The following is a 17006-nucleotide window of genomic DNA, read 5'->3' on the forward strand; positions in this document are numbered from 1 at the left end:
ACATGATGATATATCTTGACTATGCAGCTACTACACCTATGAGCGAGGAAGCGTTACAAACATATATGAAAGCAGCGTCGCAATACTTCGGAAATGAACAAAGTTTACATGATATTGGAGGAACAGCTGCTTCTTTATTACAAGTTTGCCGAAAAACATTTGCGGAAATGATTGGAGGAAAAGAACAAGGAGTATTTTTCACAAGTGGCGGATCGGAATCAAACTATCTTGCGATTCAATCACTTCTAAATGCCCGAACTAAGAAGCATATTATTACGACACCTATGGAACATGCATCCATTCGAAGTTATTTTCAATCTCTAAAATCAAAAGGCTATACGATCACTGAAATTCCTGTTGATAAAAGCGGACTCCTTTGTTTAGTAGATTTAGAGGCAGCTATTACAGAAGATACTGCGCTAGCAAGTATACAGCATGGAAACTCTGAAATCGGAACCGTTCAAAACATTACAGAAATCGGGGCACTTTTAAAAAAATATAATGTTTTATTTCATACAGATTGTGTGCAAACGTTTGGTAAACTGCCTATCCATGTTTTTGAGATGGGCATTGATAGTCTTTCTGTTTCAGCACATAAAATATACGGACCAAAAGGTGTCGGCGCTTGCTACATAAATCCGCAATCTCGCTGGGAGCAAGTATTTCCGGGAACTTCTCACGAAAAAGGATTTCGTCCAGGTACAGTGAATGTTCCCGGCATCGCATCTTTTTTAACAGCTGCTGAAAATATATTAAAAACTCAATGGGAAGAAAGTTTACGTTTTAAAGAGTTACGCTCCTACTTTTTAGGGCAAATACAAACACTTCCGCTAGAAATTGAAGTAGAAGGTCATTCTACTTCTTGTTTACCACATATTGTTGGGGTTACAATAAAAGGAATAGAAGGTCAATATACTATGCTAGAATGTAATCGCCATGGTATCGCCATTTCCACCGGAAGTGCTTGCCAAGTCGGTAAACAAGAACCTTCGAAAACTATGCTTGCAATTGGAAAAACGTATGAAGAGGCCAAACAATATGTCCGCTTCTCTTTCGGACAACAAACAACGAAAGATCAAATTGATACTACTATTCATGCACTACACACAATTGGAAATCAATTTTATAGAGGTGTTAAATCATAATGAAACAAAATGACCAAAAAAAGATTTTAGGTGAAGAAAGACGACAGCTTATCCTTCAGTGGCTTCTCGCTGCAAATGAGCCGTTATCTGGGAATGAACTATCGAAGAAGACAAACGTAAGTAGGCAAGTTATCGTGCAAGATATTTCCTTGCTTAAAGCACGAAACGAACCAATTATTGCGACTGCCCAAGGCTATTTATATTTAAAACCACAAGAGAAACAACAAGCTTTTGAACGCGTAATCGTATGCCAGCACAAACCAGCAGAAGTACGTCAAGAACTTACAATGCTTGTTGACCACGGCGTTACGATTAAAGATGTAAAAGTTGAGCATCCTGTATACGGTGACTTAACAGCATCCATCATGGTAAGCAATCGCTTTGATGTAGAGCAATATTTACAAAAAATCGAAAACACAAATGCTTCCTATCTTTCACAACTAACAGATGGTATTCACTTACATACAATTGAGGCAGATTCTAAAGAAAAGTTAGATGCTGCTTGTGAGGCGTTAGATAAAGCAGGATTTCTGGTTTATTAATGTAAGGCACAGAGTTTTTATCATTCTCTGTGCTTTTTTAATGCTATAATATTGTAATCAATCGTAAAGGAGATCAAATATGGGAATTGAACTCGTTCACTTTAGCATTGGCAAACCGAAACAAATGAAATATGGCGAAGATAAAGAAATGATAACAGGTATATGTAAAAACCCTACAGAAGAGGCCTTTCTCTCAAAAGACGGATTTCGTGGTGATGATGTAGCGGATTTAAAACATCACGGCGGTCCTGATCGTGCTGTTTGTGTGTACCCACACGAGCATTACGCACTATGGGAAGAGGAATTTCAAACTACGCTTCCAGCTTCCACATTTGGCGAAAACATTACCGTAACAAATATGTTAGAGCGTGATGTTTGCATCGGAGATACATATCAACTAGGTGAAACAATCATTCAAGTGACACAATCAAGAGTACCTTGTAGCACAATTTCAAAACGTCTTGGCATCCCTGGCATACTGCCACGCATTGTAGCAACTGGATTTACAGGCTACCTATGCCGCGTTCTTCAAGAAGGTACTGTACGTAAAGATTCTAAAATTACATTACTAGAACGTCAACCGAGCAATGTTTCTGTTTTGTTCTCTAACGAAATTTATTTTCATAATAGAAAAGATAAAGATGGCATTGAAAAAATTCTTGCCGTTCCAGAACTAGCTGATATTTGGCGTGGTCAGTTAGAAGATCGTCTTGCGAAGTTAAAATAAAGAATCACACCAGGTAAAACAGTATTGAGTCCATCATACCAGATGGACTCTTTTTATTTTCTCTTCCTTCACGTCCAAACATATAAAAATATATTTCATATTATATATGGACAACCTTTAATTCTTATATGTGAAGGGAGTGATTAATTATGGCGGATTACTTCTTAAAAAATGGAAAAAAATATTATAAGAAAAATGATCGTCCATGTAATTCTTCAAATTCAGATTCAAATAACTGTTTTATACAGAACTATACTATTTTCGGCACGGGAAATACCCCTCAAGATCTTGATATAACAACTGGAATTCCTCGAACTGTATTTGAAAACTTCACTAAAAATCATAATAAGACACTTATTAAATTTAGTTTCAGTCCTGCATTTGCAACAACGATTAGATTAACAATTGCAAGATTAAACCATCGCTCTCCACTTACATTTACCTTAACACCAGGAGATATTAAAACATTTTTAGTAGAAGATGTTGAGAGTATTACTTTCTCAGATACTGTAGCTCCATCTACACTCAATCTATTAATACAACAAACGAATTGTATTTGCTGCAGTAATTCGAACAATGATGAATCCTACTATTATAATAGTTGTAATGATGCGTACTAAAAACACGACAAAAGAGTTACCTATTCCTAACAGAAAGCCGTCCTAAATATCTTTTAGGACGGCTTCTTTATTTTGCTAGCTTAATTAATCACTTACTTCAATAGAATCGATAGCTTACTCTGCCTCAAACCGAAAAACAGCTTTTCATTTCAATCAAGTTTAACAACAGCTCCCCTCTACAACCAATAAGAAGAATAACTTCCCAACACAGTAACAGAAAAACCGAGTGCTTCAAGTTCCATCGTTACGCCTGGCAATAATACGTCATCATATGCTTTATCGACATCGATTAAGAAAAAGTAATTTCCAAGACCTGTTTTCATCGGACGCGATTCGATTTTTGATAAGTTTAATTTTCTCCATGCGAAAGCTGATAACACTTGATATAGGGCACCTGCATAATCTGCAGGTAACGTTATCATAAGCGTCGTTTTCTCTCCGCGATTCTCTCCGTTATTCGGGAGTACTGCTTTCTTTTTCTTATGGAGTACTAGGAAACGTGTGTGATTATTTTTATGCGTATGAATACTACGCCTCACAATTGTTAATCCGTATTTTTCTGCAGCTGCTTCATTTGCAATAGCAGCAACTTTCTCTTCAGGATGTTCTTTCACATATTGCGCAGCAGCACTTGTGGATGTCATATCTCGAACAGTTACTCCTTTTAATTCTTCATTTAAAAATTTATGGCACTGTGCAATGGCATGCGGATGAGAATGCACTGCATATACTTCACCCCACACTTCTGCATACTGCGGATGTACAAGTAAATGCTGCTGAATTGGTACTGTAATTTCTCCTACAATGGAAAGCGGCTGCTCATGTACAAGGTAATCAACCGTTATATTCACTGAACCTTCTATTGCATTTTCTAACGGTACAACTGCGAAGTCTACATTTTCATTTGCAGCTGCATCTATACAATCTGGAATCGTTCGATACGGCACATGCTCTGCTTCCGGAAAAAAACGACTCACCGCCATATTTGTAAATGTTGCTTCTGGTCCTAAATATCCTACTCGAATCATCGTTTTTTCCCCTCTTTTTCGTTTTCTTACTGTTATACCATACTTTTTTATATTCTTCTATGTAAATTTCGAATATTAAAAAAAGACTAGCATTCGCTAGTCTAAATGTTTCTTATATTCTCTTTGAGCGAAGAAGAAATAAATGATACATGCTGCGATATAAAACAGAATGAACAAACCTACTTTTCTTAATGATCCATCCATAAAAAGCGTATTATGAAACGTATATAACGCAACTGCACTGTGCATACTCCCTACTATAATTGGCGCAAAAAATAGCATACATAATTGCCAACGAGAAATTTTCCATACTTCATCCTTCGTCATTCCAAGTTTAGAGAGTACACCATACTGCTTTCGGTCCGATGCAATATTATGGAACCATTTAAAATAAACGATACTACATGAAGTAAGAAAGAATAATATACTAATAAATGAGCCTACAAATAGAGTAATATCGCCGCCTTCTTTCATATTTACATACAACTCCATATTGCTTCGAAATGCATTATTATCTTGTTTCATATGTTTCCGTAAATCTTCATTTAATTTCTTCGTCTTTTCGATATTTGGTAATGTGTAGCCTCTATATATCATTTTTTCAGAATCAGGAACCTGATTTGCTATACTATCAAAATCTTCATCATTCATAACGAAGAACAGACCATTAATGTACGAAGGATGATGGTTAAATTGAACCCCTTCTTTCTGACCGTTAAATACGAATTGATATGGTTGATTCATTACTTGCAATTGAATCTCTTTTTGATTATATACATTCGAATTATTGTATTTATTATAATAAACGAGTGTCACTGTACCTTTTTTAGGACGATACGTTTTCTGTTTTTGTTTCCTTGCTTCTTGGTTATATTCACTTTCTTTTATAAGCGGTACTATTGTTGTTTCTCCTTTACTAGACTGAAAGGATGCATACACTCCAACAAAACTCATATATTGAAAATCGTCATACTCATATTGATGCAGTAATTTTTCAACCGCACCTTCCTCAAAGACTTCATGAGTAGAAATACCTTTTTCTATGTACGAAAACGAGTGTACCCCTCCAGTTCGCCACATATCTTGCATGCTAGAAAAATATAAGAACACCGTACCTGTTGCTGTAACTACAAACGTCGTTGCCATAGACATCAGAAAGAAAAAGCGACCATTTTCCTTCATTCGATGTGACAATTGATTCACTATAAATAAATACGGATATGTATACATAATCTTTTTATTTCGCTTTATCATTTCTAACACTTGGGTAGCTCCATGTGTAAAAGAAAAGTACGTTCCAAAAAAGACAAGTATAGACACAGGGAAAAAGTATATCACTATCGTAGCCATCGTCACTTGTAGCGCCAACGCATATCCGCCCACTAAACAAGCAAAGCCGAATAAACAGAGCCACTTTGATGTTTTCTTCTCTTTTTTATCTGTTCGAAATTCTTTCAACAACCGAATGATTTTTATATTCCATATACGTAAAGCACTTATAAAAGATAACAAAATAAAAACGACCATATATGTAATAAATGTTACACCAATCGCCCTTACGTCAAATATGACAGGGAGTTCTTTCGGAAGCCCCAGTAACATACTAAATACCATAAAAAAGAGTTTTAAAAATATCATACCAAGCCCAATACCGAAAATATTCGCGAAGACCCCGATTAAAATTTGCTCGGTCATAATCACTCCTATTACGTTAGACTTCGTTGCTCCCATTAACATATATAACCCTAATTCTTTCTTACGTGCTTCTATGAAAATAGAAGTAGAGTACAAAATAAATATGACGAAAAAAGAAATGATTATAACATTACATATGATAAGTCCCCAGCGTACGTTTTGATACCACATCGTCTCTTGCATATATGGATGCACAATGACAGACATATATGCGTAAGAAGCAAATATTGCAAAACAACTACTTAAGAAAAACACTTTATAATTACGCCAATTTCCTTTTATATTTTGCAGCGCTAGTTGCCGAATTTTCATCTATCGTCCTCCTGTAACTTACTACATAGGCAAAAAGCTAGAGGTTCCCCTAGCTTTTTACGTGTTTTAAATATCCTCTTTGTGCGATCATAAAGTAAATGGCAGAAGCTAAAATGTATGCTCCAATTACAAGCGTGCCTGATTTCCACAAATCAATATAAAGCATTTTTCCTAACGTATGAAGAGCAACTCCACTATGAATGGAACCGATTAAAATTGGGATAAAGAAGATAACTCCCATTTGTCGAATCGCAATTTTGCGAATTTCTTTATCTGTCATACCGATTCTCTTTAACGATTTAAATTGAATACGATCTTGTTCTTTATCGTTAAACCATTTAAAGTATGTCATACTACAAGCGAAGAAGAAGAACAGTACCGCTACGAAGAAACCGATGAACATTGTAATTGCTCCACCTTCTCTTATATCCTTATACGCAAACACTGAATTTCTCAATTCTCCTTGCTTTTCTGGTGCAATTTCATTTTTCAAATCTAATACAAGATCTTCTGTACTTTTCCAATCCTCAATATAATAACCATAATATTTCGTCTTTTCTTCATCTGGTACGAGTTTTGCATATTTCTCAAAATCTTGTTCATTTACAACGAGATATTCACTATCATTAAAAACAGAATACTGCGTTGAGGCATTTAATTGAACAGACTGCTTTTGTCCGTTAATTGTAAATTCATACGGTTTCGTACGGTCTATCTTCATCAGTTCATTTGACATATCAACCATAACCATCGTTGCACTACCCATTGCATTATGAATTTCTGAAGGTTGCTCTCTCTTTTGTTTACGCACTTCCGCATTATATTCTTTTTCTGAAATAATCGTCATCGGTACTTCATGTTCACTATTAAACAACGTTATTTTCTGTGTTGCTGGTAGTTTAACGTAGGTTACTTTTCGTGCATCTTCAAACCCGTGTCTCTTCACAAGCTCCTGTACCTTTTCTTCATTAATAAGGCTATATGTATTTAACCCCTTTTCCTCATATGAAATAGCATGTGGTGTAAGTTCTACCGTTTTCGCACTCAAATTTTCAAAATATACGTAAAGCGTGCCAACTGCCGAGGATACAATCGCCGTAATAATAGAAATTACAAATAGAAAACGAGCATTATCTTTCATTTTATAAATAAGGTTGCTAAGAACAAACATATTTGGATACGTATAGAAAGATTGCTTTCTTTTTTGTAATGCTTTTAATACAACTGTACTACCTTGTGTAAATAGTAAATACGTTCCGCCAATTGTCAGTCCTACCACCGGTAAAAAGAGGATGAGGAAATTCAGAAACGTTACTTGGAAGCTAAGTACATATGCAACAATAATACATCCTATACCAACTACACATAACCATGTAAATGCAAATGGCTCTACTTTTTGCTTTCTTGCCTCTCTTAATAAATCAATAATTTGCAAGCGTCCTACTGTCCAAACACTAAACAATGATAGGATTAAAAATAGAATAAAGTATACACCAGCTGTAATAAGAACTGCTTTACTATTCCAAACAAGTGGAAGTGTCTTATCTATTTTTAATAATACGCTTAACGCTTGGAAAAATAATTTTGAACAAAGCATTCCAACCCCAATACCAACTACAATTGCAATACTACCTAACATCAGTTGCTCTAATATAATCATTCGGCCGAGCTGCGATTTCGTTCCGCCTATTAATGTTAGTAGACCAAACTCTTTTTTTCTTGCTCGTAAAAACGTTGAATTTGCATATAAAATAAAGAGTGCCGAGAAGATGACCACAATATAATTCATCGATTCTAATCCTTTTGTGATCATCTTTCTCATACTAATATTACCGCTTACGACATCTGGATGATAAATAAAAGAAGCATACATAAAAAATACGACAATCGATAAACAACTACTTATAAGAAACGCTTTATAGTTACGCCAATTTCCTTTTACGTTATTAAGCGCGAGCTGGCGAAAGTTCATGATATTCTCCTCCTAGCATCGCAAGTACGTCCAGAATTTCTTGGAAAAAGGCTTGTTTCGTTCTTCCTTTATGTATTTCCGAGAAAATTTCTCCATCGCGTATGAAAAGGATACGTTCACAATAACTAGCCGCTACTGGATCGTGCGTAACCATTGCAATCGTTACTTTCTTTTGCTCGTGTAAATCTTGCAGGGCTCCCATTAGCGATTTCGCTGACTTTGAGTCTAAGTTTCCAGTTGGCTCATCTGCTAAAATTAACGTCGGTTCATGAATGATTGCTCTCGCTGCTGCTGCACGTTGTTGTTGTCCCCCAGATACTTCGTATACTTTTTTATTTAAAATTTCTTCGATGTTTAAAAACTTTGCAATTTCCAGTACTTTCGCATCGATTTCATTTACAGATTTCTTCGCCATTACAAGTGGTAAAATAATGTTTTCTTTAATGGATAACGTATCAAGTAAGTTAAAATCTTGGAAGATGAATCCTAAATGTGTACGGCGAAACTCCGCTAATTTTGCAGCACGCATTTGATTAATTTCTTCACCATTTACAAGCACATGACCTGAAGTTTGCTTATCAATTGTTGCTAATAAATTTAAAAGCGTCGTTTTTCCGCTTCCTGAAGGGCCCATAATCCCTACAAATTCGCCTTCTTCTATTTTAAAATTTATATCGTTTAAAGCAGTCGTCGCTACTGAACCTTTTGATTGGTACACCTTCGTTAAGCCTTTTACTTCAAGTACACTCATTTCTAATCCCCCTATGTGTTTTCTTCTTACATTTACTATAAGAAAAATAAGAAAAAGAAACGAGTGATTTCCCTTACAAAACGTTTTGTTATCTTACAGTTTTGTCATTTTTCTCATCAATGTATGATATTCTTCATCTTTTGCAAATTGGAACGTGAATGTTGTCCCTTCTCCTTCAGCCGATTGGACATACATTCCATGATGTAAATTATCACAAATTTCCTTCGTAATATATAAGCCCATCCCAGTCGCTTCTCTCGTTTTACGTCCATTTATTCCCGTAAAAAATGGATCAAATATGCGCTTTACGTCTTGCTCTGGAATACCAATTCCATTGTCCTTAATATGTAATAACACCTTTTGATTTTTCTCTTCAATTTGAAATTGAATTTCTTTTTTCTCTGCCGCTGAAATTTTTGTATACTTGATTGCGTTTACAACAATTTGACCTATAGCAATACTCAGCCATTTTCTATCAGATGCAACCATACAAGTATCTTCTTCAAACATCACTTTCGGAAATACAGACGATTGAATGAAGGATTTTCGATTTTCATTAATAATACCTCGCACGACATCTATAACATTTACTACTTCTACCTTATAATCTTTCGCAAACTGCTCTAGTCTTGCCATATGTAACGCTAAATCTAAACCATTTAGTATACGGTTATTTTCTTCACGAATACTTTCAACTGTTGCTCTTGCCTCACGATGCTCTTTGCCAAACTTCTGCAACAATAATTCAATAACAGATACTGGTGTTTTCATTTGGTGAATCCATTGGTTCATAAATATCATTTGTTGTTGCTCTTTCGTATGCTGTTTATGAACTTCATTCATATATTGCTGTCTTAATAACGTAAAAGATTCAACGACCATTTCTTGCTCTGATGTATAAGATTCATCAATAAGTAAAGAGTCATGTAATGTATTTCCACCAGTAACATACTTTTCGATTCTCTTTAAAAACACACTCCGTTTTCGGTAATCGTAAATGAGGTATACAGTAAACACAACTGTTCCTAATAAAAGTCCATATAACCACGTACTCCAATCAATGGATTTCTTTTCCAAAAGACTTTGCAACTGTAAAACGAGCCCAAATAAACAAAGGCTAACAATATAAGAAAGAATTAAAGAAAAGCGGTCCATGAGATAATTTTTAACCTTCATGCCCTTCGCCCCACTCCGTAAGAAGCGCATAACCATATCCACGTTTCGTTACAATTGCATTTTTAATGCCTAACTCCTCTAGTTTCTTCCTTACACGTTTTACATTTACGGTTAATGTATTATCATCCACAAATGCTACTTCATCCCATAGAGCTTCTAACAGTTCTTCGCGCGTTACATATTGATTCACCTGTTTCATTAAACACTCTAATAAGTAAAATTCATTTTTTGTCAGTTCAGTTTGTTGTCCCTGCCACTCAACAATATGCTGAGACGGGAATAACAACAGTCCATTTACACCTAAACAATCACTCTCAGCAGCAGAAGCATACTCTCCGTAACCACGGCGAAGTGCACTCTTCACCTTTGCCATTACGACATCTAAATGGAATGGCTTCGTAATATAATCATCACCGCCATTTTCAATCGCCATTACTTGATCCATTTCTCCTGTTCTTGCAGAAACAAAAATAATTGGCGCATTCGATACAGTACGAATTTGACGACACCAATAAAAGCCGTCAAAGTACGGTAAATTAATATCAAGTAACACGAGATGAGGATTCACTTTTACAAACTCATCTTTTATTTGACGTAAATCACTTGCTCTAAATGATTGATAGCCATACCTTTCTAAATGCTCTTCCAATATTCCCGCGATTTTCTCATCATCTTCTACAATTAATATTTTATACATGCTCGTTTTCTCCCCATAAAAAATTCTTCTAAAACCACTCCCTTTTTATTATAAATTGAAAATTTAATTAGTGGGGATTTTTTCCTATATAAATCCGATTTTTACGATATAAAAAAAGACTGCCGTATTTCGGCAGTCTTAATCGATAAATTCAAATTCATATTCAAGAATTTTTACAATATCTCCGTCTTTCGCACCACGTGCACGAAGCGCTTCATCAATACCCATTCCGCGCATTTGACGAGCGAAACGACGTATAGATTCATCACGTGAGAAGTCTGTCATCTTGAATGTTTTCTCGATATCGTAACCAGAGATAACAAACGTGCCATCACTTTCACGTGTAATTTCAAATTTAACACCTTCAGTATCAAATTTGTACATTACACTTGTATCAGACTCATCCGCAACTTCATGTATTGGGAATTCTGGTGTTGTTTCTATTAAGTTCGCTACTTCAAACAGTAAGTCACGAACACCTTGTCTTGTTACAGCTGAGATTGGGAAGATTTTTACTTCGTCTCCCACTTTCTCTTTAAATGCTTGTAAGTTTTCTTCTGCATCTGGCATATCCATTTTGTTTGCAACAACAACTTGTGGACGCTCAGTTAAGCGAAGATTGTATTCTTTTAATTCATTATTAATCGTTACGTAATCTTCATATGGATCACGGCCTTCTAAACCAGACATATCAATAACATGCACGATTACACGTGTACGCTCAATATGACGTAAGAATTGGTGTCCAAGTCCGACGCCAGCATGTGCGCCTTCAATTAGTCCTGGAAGGTCAGCCATAACGAAGCTGCGGTTATCACCCGTTTCAACAACACCAAGATTTGGAACGATTGTTGTGAAATGATACTCTGCAATTTTCGGACGCGCTGATGATACAACAGATAATAATGTAGATTTACCTACACTTGGGAATCCAACAAGTCCAACGTCTGCTAGTACTTTAAGTTCTAGAATAACATCACGCTCTTGACCTGGTTCCCCGTTCTCAGCGATTTCTGGCGCTGGGTTCGTAGCTGTTGCGAAACGTGAGTTACCACGGCCACCGCGGCCACCTTTTGCAATTACAGCAGTTTGTCCATGCGTTACTAAATCGGCAAGAATTTGACCAGTTTTTTCATCTTTTACTACTGTTCCTGGTGGAACCTTTACAAGTAAATCTTCAGACTTACGTCCGTGCTGACCTTTACTCATTCCGTGCTGACCGCGATCAGCTTTGAAATGACGTTGGTAGCGGAAGTCCATTAATGTACGTAAGCCTTCCTCAACTACGAAAACAACATCTGCACCTTTACCACCGTCGCCACCTGCTGGGCCACCTTTTGGTACATACTTCTCACGACGATACGCAACCATACCATTACCACCGTCGCCGCCTTTTACATATATCTTGACCTGATCTACAAACATTATTTCACCACACTTTTTTCAATTGGTTGTAATATAACTGAGACTTCTTCGTCTCGCACTGTATAAGAAATGGAATACCATTTATTGTTTTGGGTCGCAAGCCAATTCTGTAGTTCTTCTACACTCGTTAGCTTACCACGAAAATCAAAAAAGAAACGAGCATTATCCGCGTCACATTCAATTGTGATACAAACATAATTTTCAACATATACGTCTAAACTATGCTGAAGCATCGAGAAAAATTGATTCGTCCATGTACATACAGTCTCATCTAAGTGAGATAAGTTATGTAATTTCCCTAATACTTCGTACTCCAATAAGCACGGCTGCTGTTTCCAATTATATGTTAAAATCCACTCTGAAAATAAAGGCATTGATAGCCCCATCAGATTGGATTCTTGTCTCGCTTCTTGGACAAAACGATCGATGAGACTATGAATTTCTTCCACTTTTCCAAGGGAAAGGTTTCCTTTCACCATCTGCATACGATTGAGCCAATCATGCCTTGAATGGCGCAATGCATCTATAATTGTCCATTTTTCATTCATTTAGATACCCCTTAATATAGAAAAACTCTAACCTGCACTCAGGTTAGAGTTTTCCGTGAGTTCTTATGCTTCTTGAGCAACAGGATATACGCTCACTTGTTTGCGGTCACGACCAAGACGCTCAAAGCGTACTACGCCGTCAACTTTCGCGTATAAAGTGTCATCGCCACCACGACCAACGTTAACACCTGGATAAATTTTTGTACCGCGTTGACGGTAAAGAATTGAACCACCTGTAACCGTTTGACCATCTGCGCGTTTAGCACCAAGACGTTTTGACTGAGAGTCACGACCGTTCTTTGTACTACCTACACCTTTCTTAGATGCGAAAAACTGAAGATCTAATCTTAACATACGTTACACCTCCTGCACTTTTTCTATTAAACGGATATACTTTCCGTAATCAAGTTCGATCGTCTTAAGCGAAACAACTAATCCTTCTAAAAGTGTTTGTGCTTTTTCTGCTGTATGAACGTCTAAATCATTAGGCAATTCATACGTTAAGAATCCGCCATCACTTCCGAGTTCAATAGTTGCTTGCACATTACAAAGTTCTTCCACTGCATTTATAGAACCAAACACAACCGCTGTAGTTCCAGCACAGACAAGGTCTTGTCCATGTGGCGCATAATCGGCATGTCCAGTCATTTTAAATGATTGGATACTTCCTAATTTCGTGCGACTTATCGTAATTTTAATCATGTTAACCAGAATTAAGCGTTGATAGCTTCAACAACTAGCTTAGTGTAAGGTTGACGATGACCTTGTTTCTTACGATTGTTCTTTTTCGCTTTGTATTTGAAAACGATAATTTTCTTAGCGCGACCTTGTTTTTCAACTTTCGCAGTAACTGTTGCACCTTCTACAACTGGGCTACCAACTTTAACGTTTTCGCCACCAACGAAAAGAACTTTGTCAAAAGTAACAGTTTCACCAGCTTCAACATCTAATTTTTCAATGTAGATTGCTTGACCAGCTTCAACTTTAATTTGTTTTCCACCTGTTTCGATAATTGCGTACATACTTGCACCTCCTCTTAATTACTAAGACTCGCCAAAAACGAGGTAGACATAAATGCCTTTAGGGAACCTGTCTTGTGCGGTTGTAGCATATAGCCGTTTAGGTGCTATAAACTATAACATAAAGATGTTATCATGAATCATAGACGGTTGTCAATAAATGTTCTGCTAACTATTTTTTCCGCTCTACAATTTCTTTTTTACTTCCAAAACGAACGATAGCATACTTTTCGATATTATCATCTTTGAAATAAATTTCAAATGGAATATTTTTTTGTAATTCTTTTTGCAAAAACTGTTTTTGCAGTTCTTTAGGCGCAGCGATTAATACCGCTTCATCTTCTATATTGCCATATGTGATTAGTTCTCTCTCTAACTCATACGCAATTGTTTCATGCGACATCACATAACCCGTCGCTTTGCAAGGTACACACTCTTTTAATAATACGTCTCGTAAAGAATGCTTTTTACGTTTACGTGTCATTTCCAAAATCCCTAGCTCCGTAAAGCCGAGCACCCTTGTATATGTGCGGTCATCTTGCATAGCAGCTATGAGACATTCTCTTACCTTTTCTTTATCTTCTCTTTTTTTCATATTAATAAAATCAATTAATATCATACCACCAATATCACGAATTCTTAATTGGCGTGCAATTTCTTCAGCTGCCATCTCATTTGTGCGAAGTACTGTATCTTGTAAATTTTGTTTTCCCGTAAACTTGCCCGTATTCACATCAATTACAGTCATCGTCTCCATTTGTTCTACAATTAAATAAGCACCATTTGAAAGCCAAACAATTTTTTGAAGTGCTTTCTCAATTTCACGCTCTATTCCAAAATGGTTAAACATCGAAGACTTTTCATTATAAAAAGATACTTTTTCTTTTCCAATTTTGTCTTCTAATTCTTTTACTATACTTCTTGTATCTACAACTACTTTTTCAATGGTTTCAATTGGGTTCTCTTGAAATACACGATCTAAAAAGGTCGCCGGTCGATGAAGTAATAACGGCGCCTTTCCTTGGCCCTCTTTTCTTTTTAACTCTTCATACAACTGTTGTAACTCTTGCATTTCAGCTTGTATTTCTTCAATTGCTCCTTTTTCAGAAGCAGAACGGAAAATGTATCCCCCCGTTCCCTCTATTTCAATTTGGAGTAATTGTTGTCTTCTTTTATTATTTTTTATTTTTCGAGAAACAGCGCGCATCTCACCAAACGGCATATAAACGACATATTTCCCGGTAAATTCTATATTCGCTGTCAATTTAGGCCCTTTCGTATCAATTGCCTCTTTCGCAACTTGTACGAGTATCGCTTGCCCTTCATGTATACGATAAGAAGATGGTACATCATCGTATGAAAGGTAAGCATGTTTTTCTAAACCGATGTTTACAAAAGCTGCATTCATTCCAGCAATTGTTCTTACGACACGTCCAACATAAATATGCCCAACAATCTCTTGCTCTTCATTACGTTTCCATAAAAACTCAACAATTTTTTTCTTCTCTTCAATTGCAACGCGCTTTTCCGAACCAGCGTAATTCACATATAACGTTTTCAAAATTATTTCCTCACTTTATAATCTTCTTTACTTTTACAATAATAAAAGGTTAGTGCTATCGTCAACACTAACCGATTAATTCTTCAACTGATGAAGTTGTTCGTTTTTCAGTAAAATATGCATAGAGCAATTCATTTTCATCCAATGTGTAATGCTCTTTATATTTTCCACGGACGATAATAGAATGCTTATATCCTCTACGAAATTTTGTGAAGATCGTATATAAACGATCTTCCGTTTGCACTTCAATAGGTGCAATCTTTTCGATTCCTCTTTTGTTTCCATAATAACGTTCTAATAAAAAACGCATAAATGCATACCGTCTTTGTTTCCACTCTTGATATAATGACACTGCTAAAAATATGAGTAGTACCCACATCATAATATTGTTACTATTCCAGAGTAACTGCCATCCTAATATTACACCAAAAAAAACACATGACAATTGCATCATCTTTTCATGTGCTTGTAAATAAGGGAAACGATATGATAATACATTAAACAATACTTTCCCGCCATCTAACGGCCAAATAGGGAGTAAATTAAATGCTAAAATAATTATATTATTCCACATAAAGAAATAATATAAATCTGTATTCAGCCAACCGGCTTCGAACAACATGTAACCTACCAGCATCATCCAAACATGTTGAATCGGTCCTGCAATTACGACAACAAGTTCCTCTTTCAATGACTTATTACCATGTTCCTCAAGCTCGGCAACGCCACCAAACGGCAAAAGCTGAATTCTTTTTATACGCCAATTATAGTGTGCTGCTGCAAAAGCATGCCCAAGTTCATGAATAAGAACAATACAAAATAACAGTAGTAACTCTTTAAAACGCGCAGTAAAAATACCAATGACAATAATAACCCAAAATAATGGATGCACGGAAATTTTCGTTAAAACGTCCCTATATTTAATCAAATGATATCACCTGGATCGGATCAATAAATTTTTCATTCTTTTTTATCGCGAAATAAAACTTTCCATTTTTATCATTTGTATCATTACTCACCGTTCCAATTTTTTGTTTCTTTGAAACGTAATCATATAATTTCACTGACATATCGTTTAAGTTTGCATACCATGACTCCGTACCATCTGCATGTTGAATTTGAACTGTATTTCCAAGTTCCTCTTTCTTGCCTGCAAAAACAACTAACCCTTCATTTACTGACTCCACTTTTGCATTTGTAGCTGTTTGGACAAATACACCTTGGCCATTTTTTTGAAACCCTTGCATTACCTTTCCAGAAGCAGGAATTGCATAATCTTTTTGCTGAATACTTCCTTCTTTTTTCTCGTTCGGCGAATAGAATACGAGCGGTTTTCCAAATTGCTTTTCGTACCATTTCGCTACAGTAGCAAACTGAAATTCCTCTTTCATCACTTTTTCTGTAACAGCTTTAGCTCCATTGAATGAAGAAGGAGCATTCTTATATAAAATAGCAACCGAAAGAACTAATATTGCTGATAATAAAACTTTGAAGAAAAAGACTTCCTTTCGAAATAAAGGATGCATTTCCTTTTCTCCATCTTCAATAAATACCGCTTCACTATCAAAATTCCCTCCGTTAAAATACTGCTCTTCCTCCATCCTTTCTTGCTCGGCCTTCCTTTTTGCAATCCGCTTTTTAATTTCTTCTACGCGTCTATTCTTCATACTGTCTCCTTTCTTTCGTTAAGCTAATTTCATTAGAAACAGTTGTATACAGTTTGTACATATGTATGAGCTAAGAAAGAAAGATATTCGTGTGAAGAAAAAAGAAAGCACTTCGCATATG

At 36.1% G+C, this 17006-nt stretch carries 18 protein-coding genes and 1 other annotated feature; of the genes, 4 read left to right on the plus strand and 14 right to left on the minus strand.

The genetic code is table 11. From position 1 onward, the window contains the following. Positions 1 to 2 precede the first annotated feature (2 nt). The 4 genes from MKY21_RS22290 (at position 3) to MKY21_RS22305 (ending at position 3034) form a co-directional block, all read left to right on the plus strand. Positions 3 to 1145, plus strand: coding sequence for an IscS subfamily cysteine desulfurase (locus tag MKY21_RS22290; RefSeq protein WP_000973758.1), 1143 nt, complete (start codon positions 3 to 5; stop codon positions 1143 to 1145). Further along, a complete protein-coding gene (locus tag MKY21_RS22295; RefSeq protein ID WP_000812240.1) occupies positions 1145 to 1687 on the plus strand; it encodes a transcription repressor NadR in 543 nt (180 codons plus the stop codon). Before MKY21_RS22290 ends, MKY21_RS22295 begins: the two co-directional genes overlap by 1 nt. 79 nt (positions 1688 to 1766) lie before the next feature. Continuing rightward, entirely contained in the window at positions 1767 to 2414 is a 648-nt protein-coding gene (locus tag MKY21_RS22300) for an MOSC domain-containing protein (protein ID WP_341077381.1), read from the plus strand. 149 nt (positions 2415 to 2563) lie between these two features. Next, positions 2564 to 3034 (plus strand): hypothetical protein, encoded by a 471-nt coding sequence (locus MKY21_RS22305; RefSeq protein ID WP_000796370.1) that lies wholly within the window; start codon positions 2564 to 2566, stop codon positions 3032 to 3034. A 176-nt stretch (positions 3035 to 3210) separates the two neighbouring features. On the opposite strand, the gene pheA is transcribed toward MKY21_RS22305, so the two are convergent. From pheA to spoIVFA, 14 genes are all read right to left on the minus strand, one after another. Next, positions 3211 to 4062 carry a prephenate dehydratase gene (gene pheA, locus MKY21_RS22310; protein WP_000621707.1) on the minus strand — a complete coding sequence of 284 codons (852 nt, stop codon included), beginning with the start codon at positions 4060 to 4062 and terminating at the stop codon, positions 3211 to 3213. A 96-nt stretch (positions 4063 to 4158) separates the two neighbouring features. Next, complete coding sequence (locus MKY21_RS22315; RefSeq protein WP_341077383.1) at positions 4159 to 6069, minus strand: ABC transporter permease; 1911 nt, start codon at positions 6067 to 6069, stop codon at positions 4159 to 4161. 49 nt (positions 6070 to 6118) lie between these two features. Further along, positions 6119 to 8041 (minus strand): ABC transporter permease, encoded by a 1923-nt coding sequence (locus MKY21_RS22320; protein WP_341077386.1) that lies wholly within the window; start codon positions 8039 to 8041, stop codon positions 6119 to 6121. Next, positions 8016 to 8792 carry an ABC transporter ATP-binding protein gene (locus MKY21_RS22325; protein WP_000114529.1) on the minus strand — a complete coding sequence of 259 codons (777 nt, stop codon included), beginning with the start codon at positions 8790 to 8792 and terminating at the stop codon, positions 8016 to 8018. Before MKY21_RS22325 ends, MKY21_RS22320 begins: the two co-directional genes overlap by 26 nt. A 93-nt stretch (positions 8793 to 8885) precedes the next feature. Next, positions 8886 to 9968, minus strand: a complete 1083-nt coding sequence (locus MKY21_RS22330; protein ID WP_000865402.1) for a HAMP domain-containing histidine kinase — start codon at positions 9966 to 9968, stop codon at positions 8886 to 8888. Beyond that, positions 9958 to 10665 carry a winged helix-turn-helix domain-containing protein gene (locus MKY21_RS22335; protein WP_193533160.1) on the minus strand — a complete coding sequence of 236 codons (708 nt, stop codon included), beginning with the start codon at positions 10663 to 10665 and terminating at the stop codon, positions 9958 to 9960. Before MKY21_RS22335 ends, MKY21_RS22330 begins: the two co-directional genes overlap by 11 nt. 138 nt (positions 10666 to 10803) lie before the next feature. Next, complete coding sequence (gene obgE / locus MKY21_RS22340) at positions 10804 to 12090, minus strand: GTPase ObgE (protein ID WP_000497127.1); 1287 nt, start codon at positions 12088 to 12090, stop codon at positions 10804 to 10806. Continuing rightward, complete coding sequence (locus MKY21_RS22345; RefSeq protein WP_001003584.1) at positions 12090 to 12638, minus strand: sporulation initiation phosphotransferase B; 549 nt, start codon at positions 12636 to 12638, stop codon at positions 12090 to 12092. The genes obgE and MKY21_RS22345 overlap by 1 nt, the downstream gene beginning before the upstream one ends. 63 nt (positions 12639 to 12701) lie before the next feature. Next, positions 12702 to 12992, minus strand: coding sequence for a 50S ribosomal protein L27 (gene rpmA / locus MKY21_RS22350; RefSeq protein WP_000944958.1), 291 nt, complete (start codon positions 12990 to 12992; stop codon positions 12702 to 12704). A 3-nt stretch (positions 12993 to 12995) separates the two neighbouring features. After that, on the minus strand, positions 12996 to 13340 hold the full coding sequence (locus MKY21_RS22355) for a ribosomal-processing cysteine protease Prp (RefSeq protein ID WP_002001054.1): 345 nt from the start codon (positions 13338 to 13340) through the stop codon (positions 12996 to 12998). Positions 13341 to 13351: 11 nt separating this feature from the next. Next, positions 13352 to 13660, minus strand: coding sequence for a 50S ribosomal protein L21 (gene rplU / locus MKY21_RS22360; protein ID WP_000270907.1), 309 nt, complete (start codon positions 13658 to 13660; stop codon positions 13352 to 13354). A gap of 14 nt (positions 13661 to 13674) precedes the next feature. Beyond that, positions 13675 to 13752 (minus strand) — a sequence feature (ribosomal protein L21 leader region). 77 nt (positions 13753 to 13829) lie between these two features. Next, entirely contained in the window at positions 13830 to 15218 is a 1389-nt protein-coding gene (locus MKY21_RS22365; RefSeq protein WP_016118671.1) for an Rne/Rng family ribonuclease, read from the minus strand. A gap of 67 nt (positions 15219 to 15285) precedes the next feature. Then, positions 15286 to 16146, minus strand: a complete 861-nt coding sequence (gene spoIVFB, locus MKY21_RS22370) for a stage IV sporulation intramembrane metalloprotease SpoIVFB (RefSeq protein WP_000599054.1) — start codon at positions 16144 to 16146, stop codon at positions 15286 to 15288. After that, the gene (spoIVFA, locus tag MKY21_RS22375; RefSeq protein ID WP_000797471.1) at positions 16139 to 16885 is read right to left on the minus strand and encodes a stage IV sporulation protein SpoIVFA; all 747 of its coding nucleotides are present in this window, start codon (positions 16883 to 16885) and stop codon (positions 16139 to 16141) included. Before spoIVFA ends, spoIVFB begins: the two co-directional genes overlap by 8 nt. Positions 16886 to 17006 lie beyond the last annotated feature (121 nt).

The organism is Bacillus sp. FSL R9-9497, assembly GCF_038005805.1.
In the GTDB taxonomy this organism is placed as follows: domain Bacteria; phylum Bacillota; class Bacilli; order Bacillales; family Bacillaceae_G; genus Bacillus_A; species Bacillus_A cereus.